Origin of the sequence: Arthrobacter sp. MYb213 (assembly GCF_002979915.1) — a bacterium.
Classification (GTDB): Bacteria; Actinomycetota; Actinomycetes; order Actinomycetales; family Micrococcaceae; genus Glutamicibacter.
In genome coordinates this window covers 804,581-825,000 of sequence record NZ_PCQA01000001.1, presented here as the reverse complement: position 1 = coordinate 825,000, position 20,420 = coordinate 804,581, and the positions used below count along the sequence as shown (strand labels likewise).

Annotated in this window: 17 protein-coding genes and 3 tRNA genes; 14 read left to right on the top strand and 6 right to left on the bottom strand. The window is 55.7% G+C overall.

The window, feature by feature from the left end; genetic code table 11:
* Positions 1-26: 26 nt before the first annotated feature.
* On the bottom strand, positions 27-3,413 hold the full coding sequence (locus CQ011_RS03820; RefSeq protein ID WP_105674745.1) for an efflux RND transporter permease subunit: 3,387 nt from the start codon (positions 3,411-3,413) through the stop codon (positions 27-29).
* Between the two features lie 285 nt (positions 3,414-3,698).
* Here CQ011_RS03820 and CQ011_RS17965 point away from each other — a divergent pair, with 285 nt between their 5' ends.
* A complete protein-coding gene (locus CQ011_RS17965) occupies positions 3,699-4,649 on the top strand; it encodes an Ltp family lipoprotein (protein ID WP_286161075.1) in 951 nt (316 codons plus the stop codon).
* Positions 4,650-4,731: 82 nt separating this feature from the next.
* Here the strand turns inward: CQ011_RS17965 and CQ011_RS03810 are convergent, their stop codons facing one another.
* From CQ011_RS03810 to CQ011_RS03800, 3 genes are all read right to left on the bottom strand, one after another.
* Positions 4,732-6,222, bottom strand: coding sequence for a malate:quinone oxidoreductase (locus CQ011_RS03810; RefSeq protein WP_181147977.1), 1,491 nt, complete (start codon positions 6,220-6,222; stop codon positions 4,732-4,734).
* 58 nt (positions 6,223-6,280) lie between these two features.
* Complete coding sequence (locus CQ011_RS03805; RefSeq protein ID WP_146112554.1) at positions 6,281-8,122, bottom strand: ABC transporter substrate-binding protein; 1,842 nt, start codon at positions 8,120-8,122, stop codon at positions 6,281-6,283.
* A 172-nt stretch (positions 8,123-8,294) separates the two neighbouring features.
* Complete coding sequence (locus CQ011_RS03800; protein WP_105674739.1) at positions 8,295-9,233, bottom strand: 2-hydroxyacid dehydrogenase; 939 nt, start codon at positions 9,231-9,233, stop codon at positions 8,295-8,297.
* A gap of 172 nt (positions 9,234-9,405) precedes the next feature.
* On the opposite strand from CQ011_RS03800, the gene CQ011_RS03795 reads away from it, so the two are divergent.
* The 6 genes from CQ011_RS03795 to CQ011_RS03770 all read left to right on the top strand — a co-directional run bounded on the left by CQ011_RS03795 (position 9,406) and on the right by CQ011_RS03770 (position 12,486).
* A tRNA-Lys gene (locus CQ011_RS03795) sits at positions 9,406-9,478 on the top strand.
* Positions 9,479-9,769: 291 nt separating this feature from the next.
* Positions 9,770-10,720 (top strand): zeta toxin family protein, encoded by a 951-nt coding sequence (locus tag CQ011_RS03790; protein WP_105674737.1) that lies wholly within the window; start codon positions 9,770-9,772, stop codon positions 10,718-10,720.
* A 227-nt stretch (positions 10,721-10,947) separates the two neighbouring features.
* Positions 10,948-11,023, top strand: a tRNA-Lys gene (locus CQ011_RS03785).
* 63 nt (positions 11,024-11,086) lie between these two features.
* A complete protein-coding gene (gene bcp / locus CQ011_RS03780; protein ID WP_105674735.1) occupies positions 11,087-11,581 on the top strand; it encodes a thioredoxin-dependent thiol peroxidase in 495 nt (164 codons plus the stop codon).
* A gap of 88 nt (positions 11,582-11,669) precedes the next feature.
* Positions 11,670-11,754, top strand: a tRNA-Leu gene (locus CQ011_RS03775).
* Positions 11,755-11,916: 162 nt separating this feature from the next.
* Complete coding sequence (locus tag CQ011_RS03770; protein ID WP_105674733.1) at positions 11,917-12,486, top strand: MarR family winged helix-turn-helix transcriptional regulator; 570 nt, start codon at positions 11,917-11,919, stop codon at positions 12,484-12,486.
* A 4-nt stretch (positions 12,487-12,490) separates the two neighbouring features.
* Here CQ011_RS03770 and CQ011_RS03765 read toward each other — a convergent pair whose 3' ends face one another.
* Both CQ011_RS03765 and CQ011_RS03760 read right to left on the bottom strand, forming a co-directional pair.
* Positions 12,491-13,954 (bottom strand): SDR family oxidoreductase, encoded by a 1,464-nt coding sequence (locus CQ011_RS03765; protein WP_105674731.1) that lies wholly within the window; start codon positions 13,952-13,954, stop codon positions 12,491-12,493.
* Positions 13,951-14,769 carry a TspO/MBR family protein gene (locus CQ011_RS03760; protein ID WP_219844178.1) on the bottom strand — a complete coding sequence of 273 codons (819 nt, stop codon included), beginning with the start codon at positions 14,767-14,769 and terminating at the stop codon, positions 13,951-13,953. Before CQ011_RS03760 ends, CQ011_RS03765 begins: the two co-directional genes overlap by 4 nt.
* Positions 14,770-14,887: 118 nt before the next feature.
* On the opposite strand from CQ011_RS03760, the gene CQ011_RS03755 reads away from it, so the two are divergent.
* The 7 genes from CQ011_RS03755 to CQ011_RS03725 are packed head-to-tail and all read left to right on the top strand — an operon-like array spanning position 14,888 to position 20,416.
* Positions 14,888-15,355: a MarR family winged helix-turn-helix transcriptional regulator gene (locus CQ011_RS03755; protein ID WP_105674729.1), complete on the top strand. Its 468-nt coding sequence runs from the start codon at positions 14,888-14,890 to the stop codon at positions 15,353-15,355.
* Positions 15,352-16,428, top strand: a complete 1,077-nt coding sequence (locus CQ011_RS03750) for a polyprenyl synthetase family protein (RefSeq protein WP_105674727.1) — start codon at positions 15,352-15,354, stop codon at positions 16,426-16,428. The genes CQ011_RS03755 and CQ011_RS03750 overlap by 4 nt, the downstream gene beginning before the upstream one ends.
* A 3-nt stretch (positions 16,429-16,431) precedes the next feature.
* A complete protein-coding gene (locus CQ011_RS03745; protein WP_105674725.1) occupies positions 16,432-17,310 on the top strand; it encodes a phytoene/squalene synthase family protein in 879 nt (292 codons plus the stop codon).
* Positions 17,307-18,896 (top strand): phytoene desaturase family protein, encoded by a 1,590-nt coding sequence (gene crtI, locus CQ011_RS03740; RefSeq protein ID WP_105674723.1) that lies wholly within the window; start codon positions 17,307-17,309, stop codon positions 18,894-18,896. The genes CQ011_RS03745 and crtI overlap by 4 nt, the downstream gene beginning before the upstream one ends.
* Positions 18,893-19,243, top strand: coding sequence for a lycopene cyclase domain-containing protein (locus tag CQ011_RS03735; protein WP_105674721.1), 351 nt, complete (start codon positions 18,893-18,895; stop codon positions 19,241-19,243). Before crtI ends, CQ011_RS03735 begins: the two co-directional genes overlap by 4 nt.
* Positions 19,233-19,559 (top strand): lycopene cyclase domain-containing protein, encoded by a 327-nt coding sequence (locus tag CQ011_RS03730; RefSeq protein WP_105674719.1) that lies wholly within the window; start codon positions 19,233-19,235, stop codon positions 19,557-19,559. Before CQ011_RS03735 ends, CQ011_RS03730 begins: the two co-directional genes overlap by 11 nt.
* Positions 19,556-20,416 carry a prenyltransferase gene (locus tag CQ011_RS03725; protein ID WP_105674717.1) on the top strand — a complete coding sequence of 287 codons (861 nt, stop codon included), beginning with the start codon at positions 19,556-19,558 and terminating at the stop codon, positions 20,414-20,416. Before CQ011_RS03730 ends, CQ011_RS03725 begins: the two co-directional genes overlap by 4 nt.
* Positions 20,417-20,420 lie beyond the last annotated feature (4 nt).

Genomic DNA, 20,420 nt, shown 5'->3' with positions numbered 1-20,420 from the left:
CCCGTTTGCTTAGCAAGCCGAATTAATTACTCCTTGGGCTTTTCGTTAGCCTTGTTGATCATTTCCTCAAATTCGCGACGTTCCTTGCGGGTGACCGGAATCTGCCCGGTGAGCGGATTGACTATCGGCTCCCCAGGATTAACGGGTTTTGCCGGTTGCTTGGAAACTGGCTTAGCGTCCTTGGAAGGTTTTTCTGCTACCCGTTCAGCAGCGCGCTTAGCGGATTTCTTTGCCGGCGTTGGAGCGGGTTTTGCCGCCGGAGCAGTGGAGATCTTGGCACTAGCTCCGTCCATGGCAAGCGCAAGGTCCTGAGCTGCGGTGTGCTGCTCGGTTGAGTGCTTACGTGCCGCACGGTTCAACATGCGCTTTTCCTTGCGCGACTCCACCAACCGGTAGAGCACTGGAACCAAGATCAGGGTCAGCAGGGTCGAGGACACCAGGCCACCAATGACCACCACAGCCAATGGCTGGGAGATAAACCCGGACTGGCCGGTGAGGCCCAGACCCATAGGAACCAGCGCAAAGATGGTCGCCAAGGCGGTCATCAAGATTGGGCGCAGACGTTGCCGGGCACCTTGCATAATTGCCTGATCCAATGGCATTGCAGGACGCTCGGGGGTATCCCTACGGTACTGGTTGATCAGGTCAATGAGCACAATCGCGTTAGTCACCACAATGCCCACCAACATCAACATGCCGATCAGCGATGGCAGACCCAGTGGGATGCCGGAAATCAGCAGCAGGCCAATTGCGCCGGTGGCGGCGAATGGAATGGATACCAGCAGAACCAGTGGCTGAATCAATGACTTGAAGGTTGCCACCATGATCACGTAAACAATCGCGATGGCTGCTAGCAGTGCGAGGTAGAGCTGGTTGAAGGACTCTGCCTGCTCGGTAGCCGCGCCACCAAGCTCAACACTGGCACCCTCAGGCAGCTGCACCGAATCCAGACGCTGCGTGACATCCTTGGAAACCGCACCGAGCATATTCTCCGCTGGGGTCAAGGTGACGGTAGCAATACGTTCTCCATTGGAGGTGGTGACCTGCTGGACTACCTCGGTGCGATCCACCTTGGCAAGATCTTGCAGCTCAAGAATTCCAGTGGCGGTAGGGATCTGTAGCTCACGCAGCTTGGTCAGACCGTTCAGGTCCATACCTTCACCAATCTGCACGGTCATATCCGTGTAGTCCAGGCGTAGGGTGCCGGCCGGGACGGACGAGACCTGAGATGCGACCATTCCGGCGAGCTGAGTTTCGGTCAGCCCTGCTTCTGCGGCCTTGTCTGCATTGATATCAATAGATACCTGTTCACGTTTTGCCGAGAGGTTGTCGCTAATGCCGGTGACGTGCTCGGTGCCGGTCAGTGCCTCACGCATCTTATCGGTGGCTTCGCGCAGGATTTCCTCATCCGGCGCCTTCACCTCGACAGTGACATCGCTGGACATCATGGCCGAGGAGTTGGAACCGAAGCTGAGCGTCAAATCCTTGGCAAGATCCAGCGACTCAACCCGAGTGCGAACGGTGTTGGTCAATTCTTCCTGATCCACATCAGGGTTGGTGATCACGGTGAAGCTTGCGGTGTCAGCGCCGGAGGCAAACATGGCAGCCATGCCGCTAGCGCTGCCGACGGTCATTTGGACATCTTCGATTCCGTCGATGTCCTGAAGCTTCGCCTCCACCTTGTCCGCTTCCTTCAACGTGGTGCCCAGCGCGGTGCCCGAAGGCATCTTAGCGGTGATCGAGATCGAGTTCTCGCCGGTGGAGCCCAACAAGTTGGTGTTCAATAGCGGAGTCATGGCCACGGTGCCTGCAAGGATCACTACCGATGCCAGCAAGGTGATCACCGGGTGCTTCTGGGTGCCGTTGAGTACTGGCACATAGACTCGCTGCAACCAAGACTTATCCTCGGCCACGTGTACGGTGCGGGTAACCCCTGTGCCGGGGCGGTGTGGCAAGAACCAGTACGCGAGCACCGGAACAATGGTCAGTGAGACCAGCAACGAGGCAAGCAGCGCAATGGTCATGGTCATGGCGAATGGGCTAAACAGCTCACCGGCCATGCCACCAACCATCGCGATAGGCAAGAACACCGCCACGGTGGTTAGCGTCGCGGCGGTAATAGCGCCTGCCACTTCCTTCACCGCAAGCAAGATGGACTGGGCCTTAGACTCCCCATGAGAAAGGTGACGTTTGATGTTTTCGATGACCACAATCGAGTCATCCACCACGCGGCCAATGGAGATGGTCAGGGCACCAAGGGTGAGCATGTTCAGGGTGTAGCCGAACACGTTCATTCCAATGAAGGTGGCCAGCAAGGACAGCGGGATAGAGATCGCGGTGACTAGGGTGGAGCGTACCGAGAAGAGGAAAACTAGGATGATGATGACCGCGAAGCCAAGACCCAGTGCGCCTTCCAGCGCAAGGTGGCTGATGGAGTCTTCGATAAATGGTGCCTGATCAAAGATGGTGGTCATCTTTGCCTTGTTTCCAAGCTCAGATTCCAGATCGCCAATCATCGCGTTGACCGCATGGGAGATCCCCACGGTGTCGCCGGCTGGGGTCTTGGTGACCTGGATAGACAAAGTCTCTTCACCATTAGTGCGGGTGACGCTGGTGGCCTTATCGGCTTCGACAGAAACCTTGGCAACATCCTTGAGCAGTACCGGACCATTGTCGGTGACCAGCGGGATGTTCTTGATGGCATCTAAGCTATCTGGGGTAGAACCGGCAATGACCGGAAGTTCTAGACCATCAACGTTCATATTGCCGATAGGCATAGGCGAACCGGCATTCTCGATGCCGTCTTTCAAATCAGCCACGGTCAGTCCGGACTGACTCATCTTTCCATCATTAGGAATCACCGCAATGTGCTGGGAAGCACCACCGGAAACCGAAGCCTCACGCACCCCATCAATTTTCTGCAGCTTAGGCAGCGCAATGCGTTCAACATCATCGTTCAGCGCTTCCAGCGACTGATCCGAGGAGACCGCAAGCATCAAGACCGGTAGGTCGGCAATGGAGCCGGCTAGCGCGGTTGGCTCAACATTCTCCGGAAGTTGGGACTTGACGTTGGAGATGGCACGCTCAACCTGAGCACGCGCGCGGTCCATGTCGGTACCGTACTCGAAGGTCAGCGCGATACGGGTGAAACCAGCCTGCGAGGTAGCGGTAGAGGATTCAAGTCCTTCGACTGCCTGCAGTGCGGTCTCTAGTGGTGCTGCAACCTGCTCGTCCACCACATCGGGGCTCGCACCCATCTGGGTGGCCATCACCGAGATCTGCGGGAACTCCATGGAAGGAATGAGTTCTTGCTTCAAAGATCCCATAGAGATCACGCCAAAAACGGCGGCAAAAACCGTGATGAGCGCAATGAGCGCCCGGTTCTTTAATGACAAGGTGGCCAAGCGCTGCATGCGGGTGTAGTCCTAGCGGTGTCGCGAAGTGAGGGGTTTAAAACAACTTTAGTTGGTTGTCAGTGCGCAACGGTCTCTAAGAGATGTAAACCACCCAATATCATCCAAAGGGTTGACGATGGCCGGCCAAAAAGTTCTCGAAGTCGCAGTTACTTCGCGGCACACGGAGACACTCAAAGAGATGACGGGTCATTGTGTCGGTACTTGTCCTTATGCTCAGAGCTACTTGGTCACGAAGAAGTTTTCTCCGGCCAAGCACACTCGTTGAATGTTCTAGGGGGCATCATGTCGATTCGTTTCAACCCACCGCCTGCATGGCGTGCTTACCTGCCGGAGGATTTTGTGCCGGCCGCAGATTGGATTCCTGAACGTGCCTGGGGTGCGCCACCAGTTGGCTGGCCTATGTGGGTCGAATCCATCACTGGTGCGGCATCCGAACCTCCAATTCGGTACCAAGCTAATCCCTACCTGTATATGTCGGTGATGCCCGATTGGGATGCTCCAGAAACCGCTCAGCTGACTACACCGGTGATGGCATCCCAGCACAAGCCAAAGAAGCGACCACTGAGTCGTGGAAAGAAAATTGGTCTGGGCGTAGTAGCTGGTGTCCTTGCTATCGGAGTCATCGGGGCTCTTGGAGGAGGGGGCGAAGAGCAGCCGGCGCCAGTTGCCGCTAGCCCAAGTCCAAGCGCGGTGGAAGCCAACGCCACGCTGGAACCGACGGCAGAACCGACCACGATGTCATCGGCAAGCGCCGAAGCGGAAGCCAGTGCACAAAAGGCTGCCGATGAGGAGGCAAAGAAGGATGCCGCCGAAGCTAGTGCCAAGGCGGAAGCTGAGGAAAAGGCCGAGGCTGAAAAGAAAGCCAAGGTTGAAGCCGAAAAGAAAGCAAAGGCGGAGGCTAGTGCTCAAGCAGAAGCCGAAGCGAAAGCCGAAAAAGAGGCTGGAACACTGAGCCAACAAAATGCGCTGAGCAAGGCCAGTGACTATTTGGACTACACCGCATTTTCTAAGATTGGGCTCATCAAGCAGCTGGAATTTGAAGGATTTTCAAATGGGGACGCCAAATGGGCTGTTGAGCGAGTGAGTGTTGACTGGAATGAGCAGGCAGCGTTGAAGGCAGCCGACTATTTGGATTACACCTCATTTTCCAAATCTGGTCTCACCGACCAGCTCATCTTCGAGGGCTACACCAAGAAGCAAGCTGCCTATGGTGTGAGCACAACCGGCCTCTAAAGGATGACTGGTGCACTCAGGTATTAACTAATAAGGCCCGCTCACCACAAATGGTGAACGGGCCTTATTAGTAGCTAAGAGACTAGATCAGTTCCAGAGTCTTATCGGTAGCAGCCTTAACCTCTGCGTACAGCGCAGGGTTTTCGTTCAGCTTCTGACCGTAAGAAGGAATCATTTCCGCAAGCTTCGACTCCCAGCCAGCGAACTGCTTCGGGAAGCAGCGCGAGAGCAGACCAACCATGATTGGGGTCGCGGTCGAGGCGCCAGGGGAGGCACCGAGCAGACCGGAGATCGAACCATCCGAAGAGGTGATGACCTCGGTACCGAACTGAAGGACACCGCCCTTCTTGGCATCCTTCTTGATGACCTGTACGCGCTGACCGGCGGTGATCAGTTCCCACTTGGAACCATCTGCTTCTGGGAAGTACTCGGCCAGGGCCTCATCCTTCTTAGCGCGTGACTTGAGCACCTCCTTGATCAGGTAGGTGGTCAGTGACATATTGTCCTTGCCAACAGCAAGCATCGGGATGATGTTGTGTGGACGCAACGACAATGGCAGGTCAAGCTGGGTGGTGGACTTCAAGAAGTTCATTGAGAACCCAGCGTATGGGCCGAACATCAACGAACGCTCGCCATTGACGAAGCGGGTGTCCAAGTGTGGCACCGACATTGGTGGGGCACCGACCGAAGCCTGGCCGTACACCTTAGCGTGGTGCTGGTTGATGATGGTCTCATCGGTGCAGCGCAGGAACTGTCCGGAGACTGGGAAGCCGCCGAAGCCCTTGATCTCATCGATGCCCGAGTGCTGCAGCAGTGACAGTGCGCCGCCGCCAGCACCAACAAAGACGAACTTTGCTTTGACGGTCTTGACCGCGCCGGTGGCGTTGTTCTTCACGGTGATGGCCCAGCCAGCACCGTCGCGCTTCAAACCCTTGACCTTGTGGCCGTAGTTCACCGAAGCACCATTGGAAGCCAACGAGTTGGTCAGATCCTTGGTGAGACGACCGAAGTCAACGTCGGTACCCGAGGTAACGCGGGAGGCAGCAACCTTCTGCGATGCGTCACGTCCCTTAGCAACCAGCGGTGCCCAATCGTTGATGGTGTCTAAATCGGTGGTGATCTCCATATCGCCAAAGAGGGCGTTAGGCTTCAGCGCGTCGTAACGTGCCTGAAGGTACTTGGAGTGGTCTTCACCAATAACGAATGACATATGTGGCAGTGCGTTGATGAACTTCGCGTCGGAGACGCGCTTGTTCTCAACTGCCCACGAGTAGAACTGGCGTGATACCTGGAACTGCTCGTTGATTCCAACCGCCTTAGCGGGGTCAACGGTGCCGTCGGCCTTGGCCGGGGCGTAGTTTAGTTCGCACAGCGCCGAGTGACCGGTACCTGCGTTGTTCCATGGTGAGGAGGATTCCTCGCCGGCCTTGTCCAGGTTTTCGAAAAGACCAATGGACCAGGTCGGTTCCAGCTGGTTGATCATGGTGCCAAGGGTGGCACTCATGATGCCGGCACCGATTAGTACTACGTCAAATGATTCGGTTGACGTTTCAGAAGGCACGAGGATCTCCATCGACAGTGGTACTTTGCTCTACTACAGCCTAGACCTAGTAGCGCACCGGTTAAAATCGTTAACTGGAAAGTGCGGGTGAGTTCGTCATCTGCACGTCCAAATAGCTCTCATTGAGCATAGGGGAGGACGGGTAGTAGGTGACGTTGGAGTTGAAGGCCAACGCCGAGATAGGAAATACCAGTGGGACCAGCGGTAGATCGGTGTTCAGTGTGCTCAAAATGCCAGTCAAAGCCGCTGTACGTTCGTCCCCAGCGGGCAAAGAACGAGCCACCAAAGACTGTGAGTCAAGCAACTTAGAGGTGTATCCGAACTCATGTTCTTTAGTTTCCAAAATTCCGGAAATAAAGTCATCTTCTAATCGGTAACCGCCAGAGAAACCTAAGAGGTGTAGTCCGGTGAAGTCTTTTGAACGAATCTTCTGCACGTAACCATCGGTCCACGGAATCGGGCGTGGCTTGATTCTGATACCCACGGCGGCTAAGTCTTCGGCAAGTTGGGCGAAGGTACGCTCGGGTAGCGGTAGGTAGCTGCGTGAGACCCGCAATGGGTAGGCAAACTCAATAAGTTCACCCTTGTAGCCAAGGCCGGCCAAAAGTGCCTTGGCCTTGTCTACGCTGTGCGTGATGGTGTCCTCAGGATCTGGAACACCGAAGGTTGGTGGCAAGATGCTCTGCGCTGCCTTGGAACCCTGCAAGAAGAGTTTGTCTGCCAGCGAGCCGCGGTCAATGGCGTGCGCAATAGCCTTACGAAAGTCTGGTTTGGCCAACCAGGTATTACGCCGGTCCATTCCGAGGTACAGCACCGAGAATGGGTCACGTTGCACTACCACCTTGGCATTACGTACCAAGGTGCGCATGATGTCCACCGAGACCATGTCAAAGCCGTCAATTTCCTCGGCCATCAACGCGCTTTCACGGTTATACGGTGAGGAAATGGAGGAGACTTCCACCAGCTGCGGATGGTTGGGATTATTTCCTAGCTTTGCCTTGTCCCAGTAATCGGCGAAGAGTTCTAACTTCACAATGCCATCAGCATTGGAGACAAACTTGTACGGGCCGGTACCAACCGGCGCGGTAAGTAGTGATTCGCCCGGATTGGTTTTTGGCCCACCCGTCAAGGAGTCTGGTGCGGCGATGGCCAAGCCAGGGAGGGTAAATGCTTCGATGAGCCCTACGCGACGTCGGCGCAGTTTCAGCGTCACGGTGTAATCATCGGTGGCTTCGATGCCAGCAAAGTAGCTGGCACTACCACCGGAAGATTTGCCACTGAATAAGTCGCCGGCAAAAACAGTCTGAAGTTTTTCAAGTTCTGCCAGACGCAGAGTCTCAGCGGTGCGCTGTTCCTCGGTTAGTTCTTCGCCCTTTTCCAACTTCAATTTCAGCTCGGCCTCGGTGGGCAGCTTCGGGAGATTCTCTTCGTGGTGGAAGACATGGCCGAAACCTTCGGATGCACGCACCGCCAAGGGCTTGGGCAGCTTGACCCAGCGGTTGAAGTTGGCCACGACCGCTTTGGCATTAAAGGCGCTGCCGTCATGGAAGGTGACACCGCGGCGCAAGGTGAAGGTGTAACGCAATCCGTCTTCACTCTCGGTCCAAGCTTCGGCGAGCCCGGCAATGGGGCTGCCAGTATTTGGATCAATGGAAATCAGGGTTTCATAGACCTGACGGGTGATCCGGAAAGACTCGCTGTCATTGGCTAAGGATGGATCCAGATATACCGGGGGAGCAGAAGAGGCTAGACGTAGCGTGCGTGGGGTAGCCGGCTTGCTCAGTGAAGCGCTAGCCGAAGCCTGTGCTTGTCCATCCTTGGAAGTGCAGGAAGCCAACGCCAACGTTGTCGCAGCGAGTGATCCGGTGAGCATCATGCGTCGCGTCACGAGATGGTGTTGCTTCGAAGGCACAGTGAAGACTCAACTTCCTGGTAAATGGTCGCGGTACCGAACCAAAAGAAAACAGCAGATTTCCCGGTGGTGAACGGTTGGGTATTTATCAAAGATAGCGCACACCACTTGCGGCACCCCGAGTATCTGACGGGATGCCGCAAAGTAGCATCAAATTGTTAGCTAAAAAGCCTTAGCTGGTGATCTGGTGCACAGCGTTTTCTCCGAGTTCACCCGCAGACCATGCTCTGAGCTGCCTTTTGAGCAGGCTGACCATACGTGGGAAGAATGCCGCGGTATTTCCGCCATTGTGCGGCAAGATCAATGCGTTGGGGCACTTCCACAGCGGGTGATCACTGGGCAATGGTTCGGGATCAAAAACATCTGAGGCAACCGAGAGTCGGCCAGAGGCTACCTCGGCCACGAGTGCGTCGGTATCGACTACCGGCCCGCGAGCCACGTTGACGATGAGTGCACCATCAGGAAGTTCGGCAAGTAATTGCGCGTCCACCAGATGGTGGGTGGAATCGTTGAGCGGAACGATCAGTATTAGTACCTCAATCTCTAAGGCACGCTGGGCTAGCTGATCAATGGCCAATACCTCGCCGTGTTCATCGGTGCGGGCACGGGAGCCAAAGCGCAATAGGTTGATCTCAAAGGGTGCAAGACGTTTGTGGATTTCCTCGCCTATGCCGCCTACGCCCACCAGACCTACGGTGCGGTCCGCCAGACCGCGCCACTGCATGGGATTCCATTTGCCCTCGGCCTGATCGCGTACCGCTTGCGGGAACCCGCGTAACGAGGCGATGGCCAGCCCCACGGCCATCTCGGCGGTAGCCGCCGCGTGGACGCCTGCAGCGGTGGTGATGTTGGCACGGTCACCGACCAGATCAACTAGTCCGTCAAAGCCCGTGGTCTGGGTTTGCACGTGGGTGACGTTCGGTGCCTGATTGATATTGCGCAGGCTATGCGGGGATGCCATGTACGGAAAGATCGTGATGTCGATCTGCGCTAAGTCTGTTTCTGGCTCATTAACCAAGTCCCAGATCACCGGGGTGAGGTTCTCAGGTAGCGGCCCGACAGCGTCGAGGAGTTCTTGGGTTGGGAAGGAAACCGTGCGTTGGTTGCTCATGGGTTCACTGTACAAAGTTGTGAAGATCTACGGAATAACCCCAAGTCAGCTCCTGTAACGAAGGTCACCGGCAGACAGATGCCTCTCGATTTGCACTCCGGGCGAAAGCTGGTAAAGTTTTATCTCGTTGCGAAAGCGCGAAGCACAAAAAGCTTCTAGAACATCGCAGCGGGCGCCTCTAGCTCAATTGGCAGAGCAACTGACTCTTAATCAGTAGGTTTCGGGTTCAAGTCCCGAGGGGCGCACAGTAGAGAAGGTCGGACTTCGGTCCGGCCTTTTTGCATTTCCGAGATCTTTTGCCACGGTGCCTGCTCTCACAGTATTTGTTGGTGATGTAAGTCCTAATGGTTATCTGTTTTGGCAAGTTTCTGTACACACTTTTTGGCACTGAACTCGAAACGTGGGCTGCTCGGTACAGGCTTACCCTAAATTTCCAGCCGAACCACATAGATTAGTTTGTGGAACATTTCTTGCTGATCCAAGACCGTTGATCGGACATGAGTTGGAATTTTTAAGGATTCGAGGGGGCTTCTGCCTTGGCAGATAACGAAGTAATTGAACAACACCGCCAGTCGGTCAGTGACCTATCGGCGCCGGGCGAAGCCTTGGCCAGAGATTCTGCGCACGTGACCGTGCGAAACCCTGACTGGTTCACCGAGGTAGAGCCGGGTGTGTGGGTGGCCACCGATGTGCGAAAGCAACTACACGAACAATTAAAAAACGAATTCTTAGCTGCCGTTCCAGAAGTTCGCGCCGACCGGCGTGCCCTGGTTCTAGCGGGCCCGCCCGGAGCTGGCAAAAGCACGCTACTTGGCCAGGTGCTTGAGGGAAACCTCGAGCACTATGTGGTCATTGATTCTGATGAATTCAAAGAGGCACTGCTTCGCGAGGCGCAATCCGATGGCAGTTACGAATCATGGATCAAACCCCAGGTTGTTAAAGATCTAGAGGCTCAGGGCGAAGAATTCTTCCCCTTGGACCTAGCCACACTGGTTCACGAGGAATCTTCGATACTTGCCGAGCAACTACGCAGCGACTGCATTGACTTGGGATACAACCTGGTTGTCGACAAGGTACTCGCTTCGCTGAAGCCTGCCCTAGAGTTGATCAGCGATCTAGACGCTGCACGCTATAGCGTGCAGATTATTGAAGCTCATGTTCCGTACGAAGTCTCTGAACAGCGCATCACCGAGCGCTGGGAAGAAATGCACGAGGCCTCATTGGCCGGTGAAGACGATTTAGGTGCCCGGTGGGTACCGTACGAATTTGCTCGAGAGGTGTTCAATGGACCTGGCGATAAATCAAAGCCGGAAGCGGTAGCTGAACATTTGGCCAATGAATGTTCTGCTGTGCGTCGATATCGCGTGTATCGCACCACCGGTGAGGCGCTGAATGGTGCGGCAGGCTATGGGCAACTGCGAAGCGACTTCCGCCGTGCTGAACGCGGTGCGCCTCTGGTTGAATTTGAGGTTGAAAGCAAGGTCTAACCCCTTTCGGGATTGCCTTTGGCGCTAAATGTGGCTCAAGCCACGCAGGTATTTTTGATCAATTTTTGGTGAAATCGAATCAAAAATGTCCGTATTTCCTAGTTGACTAGGAGTTATATACCATCAACAGGGGAGGGTGGCCGATTTTCCTTTTGGGGGTAGTTCTGCCTATGATTATCTACGTCGCAAAGACATGTTCCGGAAACGGACTAGTCAGAGCGAAGTAAGCGCCTCTAGCTCAATTGGCAGAGCAACTGACTCTTAATCAGTAGGTTTCGGGTTCAAGTCCCGAGGGGCGCACCATTAGATCCGGTCTGAATTCTTCAGATCGGATTTTTTGTATACCCAGCTAAAGGAGTTCTACCGATGAGCAACGAAGCAACCACGCCTACTCGCTTAGCAGTAGGGGATCAGGCCCCCGGCTTCACTTTGAGCGATGCCGAAGGTAACGAAGTCTCGCTGTCCAGTTACCAGGGCAAGAAGACTATCGTGTACTTCTACCCAGCTGCCTCGACACCGGGCTGCACCAAGCAGGCATGCGACTTCCGTGATTCTCTATCCTCGCTGCAGGGCCTGGGCTACGAAGTTCTCGGAATTTCTCCGGACGGCGTGACCAAGCTGACCAAATTTGTTGCCAAGGAAGAATTGAACTTCCCACTGCTGGCAGATGAAGACCATAAGGTCGCCAAAGCCTATGGCGCATGGGGCGAAAAGAAGAACTATGGCCGCACCTACGAGGGCCTGATTCGTTCCACCGTAGTGCTCGACGAGCAGGGTAAGGTCATGCTAGCTCAGTACAATGTGCGTGCTACAGGTCACGTTGCAAAGCTTCGCCGTGACTTGGGGATTGACCCAAAGTAGCTCCAAGGTTCGCCGATTTTATATCTGCGAAAAAGTCCGCTATGCTTATTGAGGTCGAGTTACCGGGCTTCAAGTCGGTGTAGCGCGAGCGAGTATGGCGGAATTGGTAGACGCGCTGGATTTAGGTTCCAGTGTCTTCGGACGTGAGAGTTCAAGTCTCTCTACTCGCACCAAAGATATAAAACCTCCCGGACTTCTAAAGTTCGGGAGGTTTTGTGTATCCGGCGAAAAATTTGGGCAGCCTATGTGTCATAGCTCCCACGCAACGCGGGAGTAAGCTTTGGAAGAGTGTTCCCACGCGGGAAACGATGTAGGTGAAACTCAAGGGGTGGAATGTGGAGCGCGAAAAGCTGCCCACGATGTTTAGTCTGGCGCAATCGGATCCAGAGCAAGCCCTCATACCCCGCGCCGATATTCCCGCGCAGGATCTAGAGCAAATTGACCGCATCATGGCTGAATTTGGACGGTTGCGCGCGGTGGAACGGCGCATCATGCTTCGCAGCCAAAGCTACATGAAGCTCAACGAAACCGATATGCGCGCCATCCGCCAATTGATTTCCGCTAAGAACGCAGGTGAAGCCGTCACCCCGAGTCTGCTTGCGCGCCACTTGGGCGTCACCACCGCCTCGGTGACTAAGATGATTGACCGGCTCGAAGCCGGTGGACACGTGATACGCAAACCACATCCCACCGACCGGCGCTCCCAACAGGTGGAAGTCAGTGCAGGAACCCACCTCGCCGCCCGCGAACAAGTGGGGCGTCACCACGCCAAGCGCTTCGACGTAGCGCGCAATTTGAGCTCCGCCGAACGGGATGTAGTGATTCGTTTCCTCGCCGGCACCTCCGACGCCCTGCAAGATAGCCTTGACGGGAATGAACCGCAGGCTACCGAGCCGGGTAAATAATCGTTTAGTTCTTGCTGGCTTCGGCCTGCGACACGATGCTACGCAGCATCGAGGAGAAGATGAGCCCATGAAATGGGTACACCGACCACCAATACAGGCGCCCGGATAGTCCCCGGGGGAAGAAGATGGCTCGCTGGGTGAGCCGCGTCTGCCCGTTTTCTTCCGGGCTTAGTTGGAATTCAAGCCACGCGTTTCCGGGCACTCGCATTTCTGCACGTAAACGCAATAACTGGCCAGGTTCTAGAGCTTCAACCCGCCACCAATCCACCACATCTCCCAAGGCTAGGCTTTCGCGTTGCCTACGGCCGCGGCGTATTCCCACACCGCCAGCGAGTTTGTCCATGAGTCCCCGCGCTTTCCAGAGCAGTGGGAACGTGAAGTAGCCCGCTTCTCCACCAATGCGCCCCACCACGGCAAACAATCTTTCGGCGCTGGCGGTGGTATGCGCGGTCCGCTGATCTAGGTAAACCCGGTGTCCTGCCCAGTCTGGGTCTGAAGGCAACGGGTCAGCCGGGGCTGTGACCGGATGGGAGGTGGCCCAGTTAGTCTCCACCGAGTCGGAGCGAATTTTCTCAAGGGCTAGCGCCACCGCACGCGGGTAGTCCGTCAGACCGCCAGCAGGGCGTTCAATCAGCTCATCAATATCCCAGTTGCGCATCACACAGTCATGCTGCAAAGAATCAACTAAGGCTCCGGCGAGCGTGTGGGGCAGGGGAGTGACCAGATTGACCCAATGTGAAGCCAAGCGTGGGGTGAGCAACGGCAAGGCAATGACCCAAGGTTGACGCAATCCAGCCTCGGAGGCGTAACTGCGCATCAGCTGTGCGTAGCTGTAGGCGTTGGGGCCGCCGATATCGTAGGTTCCTTGAACGCCGTGCGGAAGTTCGGCGCAGCGAGCTAAATAATGCAGCGCATCGCGCACGGCTATGGGCTGGACCTTATTGAGTACCCAGCGCGGGGCCGGCATTACCGGCAACACATCGCTGAGGTGACGGATCATTTCAAAGCTTGCCGAACCCGAACCAATGACTAGTCCAGCTTGCAAGGTGAGTAGCGGAACCGGGCCGGAACCTAGGATCTGACCCACACTCACCCGCGAAGATAAATGATCGCTGAGTTCGCCCTCAGGATGTAGCCCGGAGAGATACACCAGCTGTCCTACTTGAGCCTTGGTCGCAGCACGCAACATGTTGCGTGCACCGTCTTCCTCGGCTTGCTTAAAATTCTTGGTGTTGGACATTGAATGCACCAGGTAGTAGACCACGTCGGCTCCTGCGCAGAGCTCAGCCACTGCTTCGGGGTCCTCCAACGTTCCAATGACCACCTCGACCTGCGCACGCCACGGCACATCACGAAGGCGCTCTTTATTGCGCGAGAAAACCCTCACTTGGTGCCCGCGTTCCAGCAGCAGCGGGACTAGCCGACCCCCAATGTAGCCGGTGGCTCCGGTGACGGCAATGACGCTCATGGTCGGCTCGATTCTGTGCGGTGGCGTTGTGAAAAGGCAATGGCCAGCGCACCAATGAGTAACGCTGCTGCGATGACTAGCGCGGCGTATCCCACGAGTGTTGATTGGTTGGTGCCGGTCAGTCGACTATCCCCAATCCACGCGATACCCCAGGTCATGGCCAATGCGGTGTAGATCTTTCCGTGAGTGTATCCAGTAACGCCCAAACCAATGATCGCTGCCACCAGCAAGAGCACTACCGCAGCGTAGGGAGCCCAGGCTGTATCAATTCCTACATTCCAAGAGGATAGAAGTGCTGAGGTGTTGGCAATACTCGCCACACTCACCCACCCCAGATACAGGCCAAAGGTTAACCACATGATCCAGTGTTCGGCTCGTGAAGCGGTGCCGAAGTTCACCAGTCGCAGCAAAATCCAGATCAAAACCCCAAGCAAGATGAAAATCACAATGGTGCTCACCAGAAGTTGGTCCAACTGGACAACGGCGATCCACGCGGCATTGAGCAATGCCGAGGCTGCCACGGGAACCCGCAGAGCGCGCAAAGTCTGTGAACGCCGGCCCTGGGGCAAAGCCTGATAAATCGCAAAGACTGCCAGACCTAGGTAAATGACACTCCAGATGGAAAATGCTGGGCCCGAAGGGGCTAGCAAGGTTGAATCCGCGCTGAGGTATCCACCGGCGGCTTCCTGTATCGGGGTGCCGCCCATGGCTCCGCTGCCGATAAAAGCCGCAGTAATTGCGGCTCCCAAGGCGAGGGTTTCCAATATCACCACCGGCCAAGACGCCGGGGCAGTTTCTTGTCGAGCTTGCTTCATCAGTTGCTCCGAATGATTGTTTGTTCGGTTTTCTCGATCGTCGGGTCGACAAATCAGGATACTTAAACCATGATGTATCTAGAGAAGCTAATAATCAACCTGTCGAGAGAAGTTCTTTATGGAAACCCCACCGGATGCCCGGTCTTCGAAGGTCCTGCGCCTAATGGAGCAGTTCCAAGAAGCATACATAGATGCGGAGGCGGGCTACCGTAAAGAGCTCGGGCTGAATGAGACAGACCTGCGTGCACTGCGCGCACTAGGTATCAACGAACAGCTCAGCCCGGGACAACTAGCTGAACGCTTGTCGCTCACCTCCGCCTCCATCACCGCGGTTCTGGACCGGCTCGCCACCCACGGATATATTCGCCGCGAAGCCCACAGTCACGACCGACGCAAAACATTAATTCGGCACGGCGAAAATTTCCCGGGAATCCCACAACAGACGGCGATGCGTTTGCGCAATATCTACCGCGCATATCGAGAACTAGGCGAGACCGAGCAGCAAACCATCCTCGGCTTCCTGACACAACTTTGCAAAGTATTAGATTCTGCCGCAGAAAAACAGCCACGGAGTAACAAATCATGAGCGCTTATACCGCCCACGCCGCCTTGCCTAGCTTTGCCGATACGCAGACCTTGGCCGAGATTCGCACGCACCTAGACCAGCTGGTGACCGAAGCCCAAACCCGCGCCGCAAGCTATTCGGCATACACCGCTAAATTGTGGGAACAAATTTCGGTAAGTATCGACGGCGGAAAACTGACCCGCCCGGCCTTAGTGGTACTTGGTTATCAAGCCTTTGGCGGGGTAGCTTCCAAGGCTTTGCTTGATTTGGCATGTGCCTTCGAGCTACTGCACACCGCACTGCTGATGCATGACGATGTAGTGGACCGCGACTACGTACGCCGTGGAGCACCGACTCTCTCCGCGCATTACCGCGACCTTGCCTTGGCCGCGGGACGTAACAGCGTCGACGCCGATCATGCGGGCAATAGCGCCGCCATCATTGCTGGCGACCTCCTGTTGGCCGAAGCAATCAAAATCGCGGGCCGCTCGGCACAGGGCCTGGACTGCGAGGCCGAGGTGGAGGCAGCATTTCACCGTGCCATCGCCCAAGCCGGTGCCGGAGAACTCGAAGACCTGCTTTACTCCCTGTCGCAACGGCCGGCCACCACCGGGGAAGTGCTGCGCATGGAAGAACTGAAAACCGCAGCCTATTCCTTCCAACTCCCTTTGCAGGCGGGCGCACTATTAGCTGGGGCAGGAAAAGAGCAAGCAGAGGTACTAGGAAACGTTGGATGCCAGCTAGGTATCGCCTATCAGGTCATTGATGACGTTTTAGGAACCTTCGGGGATCCGAAAGCTACCGGAAAATCCGTAGATTCGGATCTTCGCGAAGCCAAGAGCACCATCTTGATCTCGTTGGCTAATGGACAGCAGGCCTTCAGCTCGCAGTTAGCGCACTACCGCGCAGGAAAAAGCGAGCTTAGCGACCTACGCCGCGCCCTTGAAGAATCAGGGGCCGAACAATTCGCCCGCAAACTCGCCCACCAGCTGTGTACCTCGGCAACCCGCTCGGCCACCTTCTTGCGTTTGCCCGCCACGGCGCAGGCCATGCTGCACGAATGTACCGCGCTGATCCTCTCACGGAGTAACTAAGCCATGGAACTGACAGATCTTCAACGCTATTCAGCCACGGCCACCCGCAGCGCCCAGGTGGTCATCGGTGCATACTCAACTTCCTTTTCATTGGCCTGCAAAATGCTGGACCGCGTCACTGCCCAACACATCTCCAATATTTACGCGTTGGTCCGTCTGGCTGATGAGGTAGTTGATGGGGTAGCCAGTGAGGCCGGTTTGAGCGGTCCTCAGGTGGCCGCCGTCTTAGATGCCTTGGAAGCAGAAACCGTACAAGGCATGGAACGCGGGTACAGCACCAACCTAGTGGTCCATGCCTTCGCAGCCACCTGCAGAGCCACCGGTATCGGCGTGGAACTGACCGAACCATTCTTCGCATCGATGCGCGCAGACCTGATGCGCAACGATCACGACGACTCCTCCTTAGAAGACTATATTTACGGCTCAGCCGAAGTCGTGGGACTAATGTGCCTGCAGGTCTTCCGCGCGATGCCAGGTAAACATCACAGTGATTCACCCAAGGCTGCGCAGGCCGCTCGAAGCTTAGGCGCCGCCTTCCAAAAGGTGAACTTCCTGCGTGACCTTGCCGCCGATAGCCAACAATTGGGCCGTAATTATTTCCCTGGCGCCGCTGCCAACACATTTAGCGAAGCCAAGAAGGATGAACTAGTCGCACAGATCAATGCAGACCTGGCAATAGCGCGAGAAGGTATTAACCTGCTCGCGCCCAGTGCTGCACGAGCGGTACGTATAGCCCACGACTTATTTGCCGAACTTAACAGGCAAATAGATAACACCCCGGCACGGGAGCTGCTGACCAGGCGGATCTCGGTCTCAACACCGCGTAAGGCCTTGCTTACCTTCAAGGCCGTGCTCGCGACTATTCCTTGGAGTACTAAATGAGCACAACGTCTTCGCGCATCGTGGTGATTGGCGGAGGGTTCTCCGGACTGGCCAGTGCCGGTCTACTGGCTGCCAGCGGACACCAGGTAACTTTGCTTGAACAGCACGCCAGCTTAGGCGGTCGCTCCGGACGGCTACACCGCGAAGGTTTCAACTTTGATACCGGGCCCTCGTGGTACCTCATGCCCGAGGTCTTTGACCACTGGTTCAAGCTCATGGGCTCCAGTGTGGAGCAGCACCTGGATCTTCGTCAGCTTCCCGTGGGATACCGAACCTTCTTTGAAGGTCATAACAGTCCGGTAGACGTAGGGACCGGCACACAAGTACAGGATCTCTTTGAGCAACTGGAACCAGGCTCTGCCCCTGCCTTAGCTAAATACTTGGACCGGGCTGCGACCGGCTACAGACTTGCCCGAGATCATTTTCTCTACGACGATTTCAACACCCTGAAGGGCCTGGTACGCCCGGCGATAGCACGCCACGCGCTCACCTTGGCTTCATTGCTGACAAATAACTTGCAAGGCTATGTAGCCAAACGCTTCCGCAATCCACAACTACGCCAGATCCTTGGTTACCCGGCGGTGTTCCTAGGCTCCAGCCCGCGGCGCACCCCAGCTCTCTATCAATTGATGAGCCACTTAGATCTCACCCAAGGGGTGCAATACCCTATGGGAGGATTCGCGGCGCTCGCCGATGCGATGGGGGAGCTCGCGCAAAGCCGTGGAGTAGAAATCAAGCTGGGAGCAACAGCTACCAAAATTGAAACTGGGCGGCGCCCGGAGACCGCGGTGGAAGCTGTGCGCTGGGTTGATTCTGTAGGAAGAATGCAACGCATTGAAGCCGATGTGGTGATTGGGGCGGCAGACCTACACCACCTTGAAGGCGAACTATTAGACCCCTCGCTACATACCTACCCAGCGAAGACGTGGAAGTCCAAAGACCCTGGACCAAGCGCGGTACTGCTCTGCTTAGGTATCACCGGTGACCTTCCAGAACTCGAACACCACAACCTATTCTTCACCAAGGACTGGGACGATAACTTCGCACGAATCCATGAAGGACGCGACCTCGCGACGCACACCAGCATCTACGTGTGTAAACCCAGCGCCACCGATCCCTCCGTTGCTCCGGAAGGACACGAAAATCTCTTCATCTTGATCCCGGCACCGGCCTTACCGCAATGGGGTAGCGGGGGAGCAGACGGGCAAGGAGATCCAATGGTGGAACGGGTAGCTGATGCGGCTATTGACCAATTGGCGCAGTGGGCCAAGATCCCAGACCTGCGAGAGCGCATTGTGGTGCGACAGAGCATTGGACCAGCAGACTTCGCCACCCAGTACGGTGCCTACCAAGGCTCTGCTTTAGGACTGGCACACACCCTGGGGCAAAGCGCATTTTTACGCCCACAAAACCGCAGCAACAAAGTATCTGGACTCTACTTTGCCGGAAGCTCGGTACGCCCAGGTATCGGCGTACCCATGTGTCTGATCAGCGGGGAACTTGCCGCCAAGGCGGTCAACGGCATCAATACTCCGGGAGCCATTGATGAGACCTGGTGGGCGCAGAAGCACGGGGTGAAACTATGATTTATCTACTGATCTTGCTGGGGTTGCTTGCCTGTATGGCCCTCATCGATGCGCGCTTTAAGCTTTTCATTTTTGCTAAGCCGCTGGCCGCAGTATTGAGCCTGATTCTGGGTACGGCGTTTTTCCTCTTGTGGGACGTGTTGGCCATTAGCCAGGGGATCTTCCTGCACCGAGATTCACACCTGATGACAGGAATCATGGTGGGCGAACAACTGCCGCTGGAAGAAGTCTTCTTCCTGATATTCCTGTGCTACTCCACCATGGTGGTGGTTACCGGATTACCGGTAGTGCGCCGCACGCTGCGCAGGAACAAAGGAATAACTACCGGAGGTCACAATGTTTCTTGAAATGGGATTCTGGTTTGTCGCCGCAGCGGCATTGCTTTTGCTCATAGTCCTGCTGGTCAAACGAATTCCTTACGGTCAGGCGCTCGCCGTACTCGGGATGGCATTGGTGATTATGCTGGTGCTCACCGCGATTTTCGACAACCTGATGATTGCCGTAGGGCTCTTTGATTATGGGCAGCAAACATTGCTTGGCCTGTATGTAGGACGAGCGCCTATAGAGGACTTCCTCTACCCGCTAGCCGCGATTCTTTTGATGCCTGCGCTGTGGTGGCTCTTTGGCGGCAAACCAACTGTACACAAGGAGGCGGCGAAATGATCCGGGCTATTTTAGCGACCTCCCGCCCGGTGTCCTGGGTGAACACCGCCTACCCTTTCGCAGCCGCCTACCTGATTGCCGGACAACAAATCGACTGGCTTCTGGTGGTTGGTACGGTGTTCTTCCTTTTTCCATACAACCTGGTCATGTATGGGGTCAACGACGTTTTTGACTATGAATCTGATCTGCGTAATCCACGCAAGGGAGGCATTGAAGGAGCACTGTTATCCAAAAACAAACATCGCATGATTCTTGTCGCCAGTCTGCTTAGTGCCCTGCCTTTTGTCGTGGCACTGATGCTGGGTGGCACGGCGCTCTCAAATATCATCTTGCTGGTTAGTTTGTTTGCGGTCCTTGCCTATAGCGCACCGAAGTTGCGCTTCAAAGAACGACCTGGCCTTGACTCACTAACCAGCTCAATACATTTTCTCTCGCCAGCAATTTATGGCTGGGTGCTCGCGGGAAGCACGGTGGGAAGTGCCCAGTGGTGCGTCTTCGGTGCATTCTTGCTCTGGGGAATGGCAAGCCACGCACTGGGAGCCATCCAAGACATCATCCCTGACCGTGAAGGACAACTCGGATCAATTGCCACCGTACTCGGCGCAAGATTGACCTTGCATCTGGTTTTAATTGCCTACCTTTTGGGCGGTGGATTACTGGTTCTTGGACTCCAATGGCCCTCGGCGGCCGCCGCGTTACTGGTCATCCCGTACCTACTCAATGCGCTTCCATACATCCGGGTAAGCGATGCAAATTCTCAAGAAGTCAACCGCGCATGGAAGAGATTCCTGTGGGTCAATTACCTCTGTGGCTTCTTGCTTACTATGCTAATTATTTACACCACCATGTTCGCCTAGGCGA

Excerpts from the sequence above, each read along its gene's own strand:
- CQ011_RS03820 (WP_105674745.1), bottom strand. The coding sequence starts at position 3,413 with ATGCAGCGCTTGGCCACCTTGTCATTAAAGAACCGGGCGCTCATTGCG.
- CQ011_RS17965 (WP_286161075.1), top strand. The coding sequence starts at position 3,699 with ATGTCGATTCGTTTCAACCCACCGCCTGCATGGCGTGCTTACCTGCCG.
- CQ011_RS03810 (WP_181147977.1), bottom strand. The coding sequence starts at position 6,222 with ATGGAGATCCTCGTGCCTTCTGAAACGTCAACCGAATCATTTGACGTA.
- CQ011_RS03800 (WP_105674739.1), bottom strand. The coding sequence starts at position 9,233 with ATGAGCAACCAACGCACGGTTTCCTTCCCAACCCAAGAACTCCTCGAC.
- bcp (WP_105674735.1), top strand. The coding sequence starts at position 11,087 with ATGAGCAACGAAGCAACCACGCCTACTCGCTTAGCAGTAGGGGATCAG.
- CQ011_RS03765 (WP_105674731.1), bottom strand. The coding sequence starts at position 13,954 with ATGAGCGTCATTGCCGTCACCGGAGCCACCGGCTACATTGGGGGTCGG.
- CQ011_RS03760 (WP_219844178.1), bottom strand. The coding sequence starts at position 14,769 with ATGAAGCAAGCTCGACAAGAAACTGCCCCGGCGTCTTGGCCGGTGGTG.
- CQ011_RS03755 (WP_105674729.1), top strand. The coding sequence starts at position 14,888 with ATGGAAACCCCACCGGATGCCCGGTCTTCGAAGGTCCTGCGCCTAATG.
- CQ011_RS03750 (WP_105674727.1), top strand. The coding sequence starts at position 15,352 with ATGAGCGCTTATACCGCCCACGCCGCCTTGCCTAGCTTTGCCGATACG.
- CQ011_RS03745 (WP_105674725.1), top strand. The coding sequence starts at position 16,432 with ATGGAACTGACAGATCTTCAACGCTATTCAGCCACGGCCACCCGCAGC.
- crtI (WP_105674723.1), top strand. The coding sequence starts at position 17,307 with ATGAGCACAACGTCTTCGCGCATCGTGGTGATTGGCGGAGGGTTCTCC.
- CQ011_RS03735 (WP_105674721.1), top strand. The coding sequence starts at position 18,893 with ATGATTTATCTACTGATCTTGCTGGGGTTGCTTGCCTGTATGGCCCTC.
- CQ011_RS03730 (WP_105674719.1), top strand. The coding sequence starts at position 19,233 with ATGTTTCTTGAAATGGGATTCTGGTTTGTCGCCGCAGCGGCATTGCTT.
- CQ011_RS03725 (WP_105674717.1), top strand. The coding sequence starts at position 19,556 with ATGATCCGGGCTATTTTAGCGACCTCCCGCCCGGTGTCCTGGGTGAAC.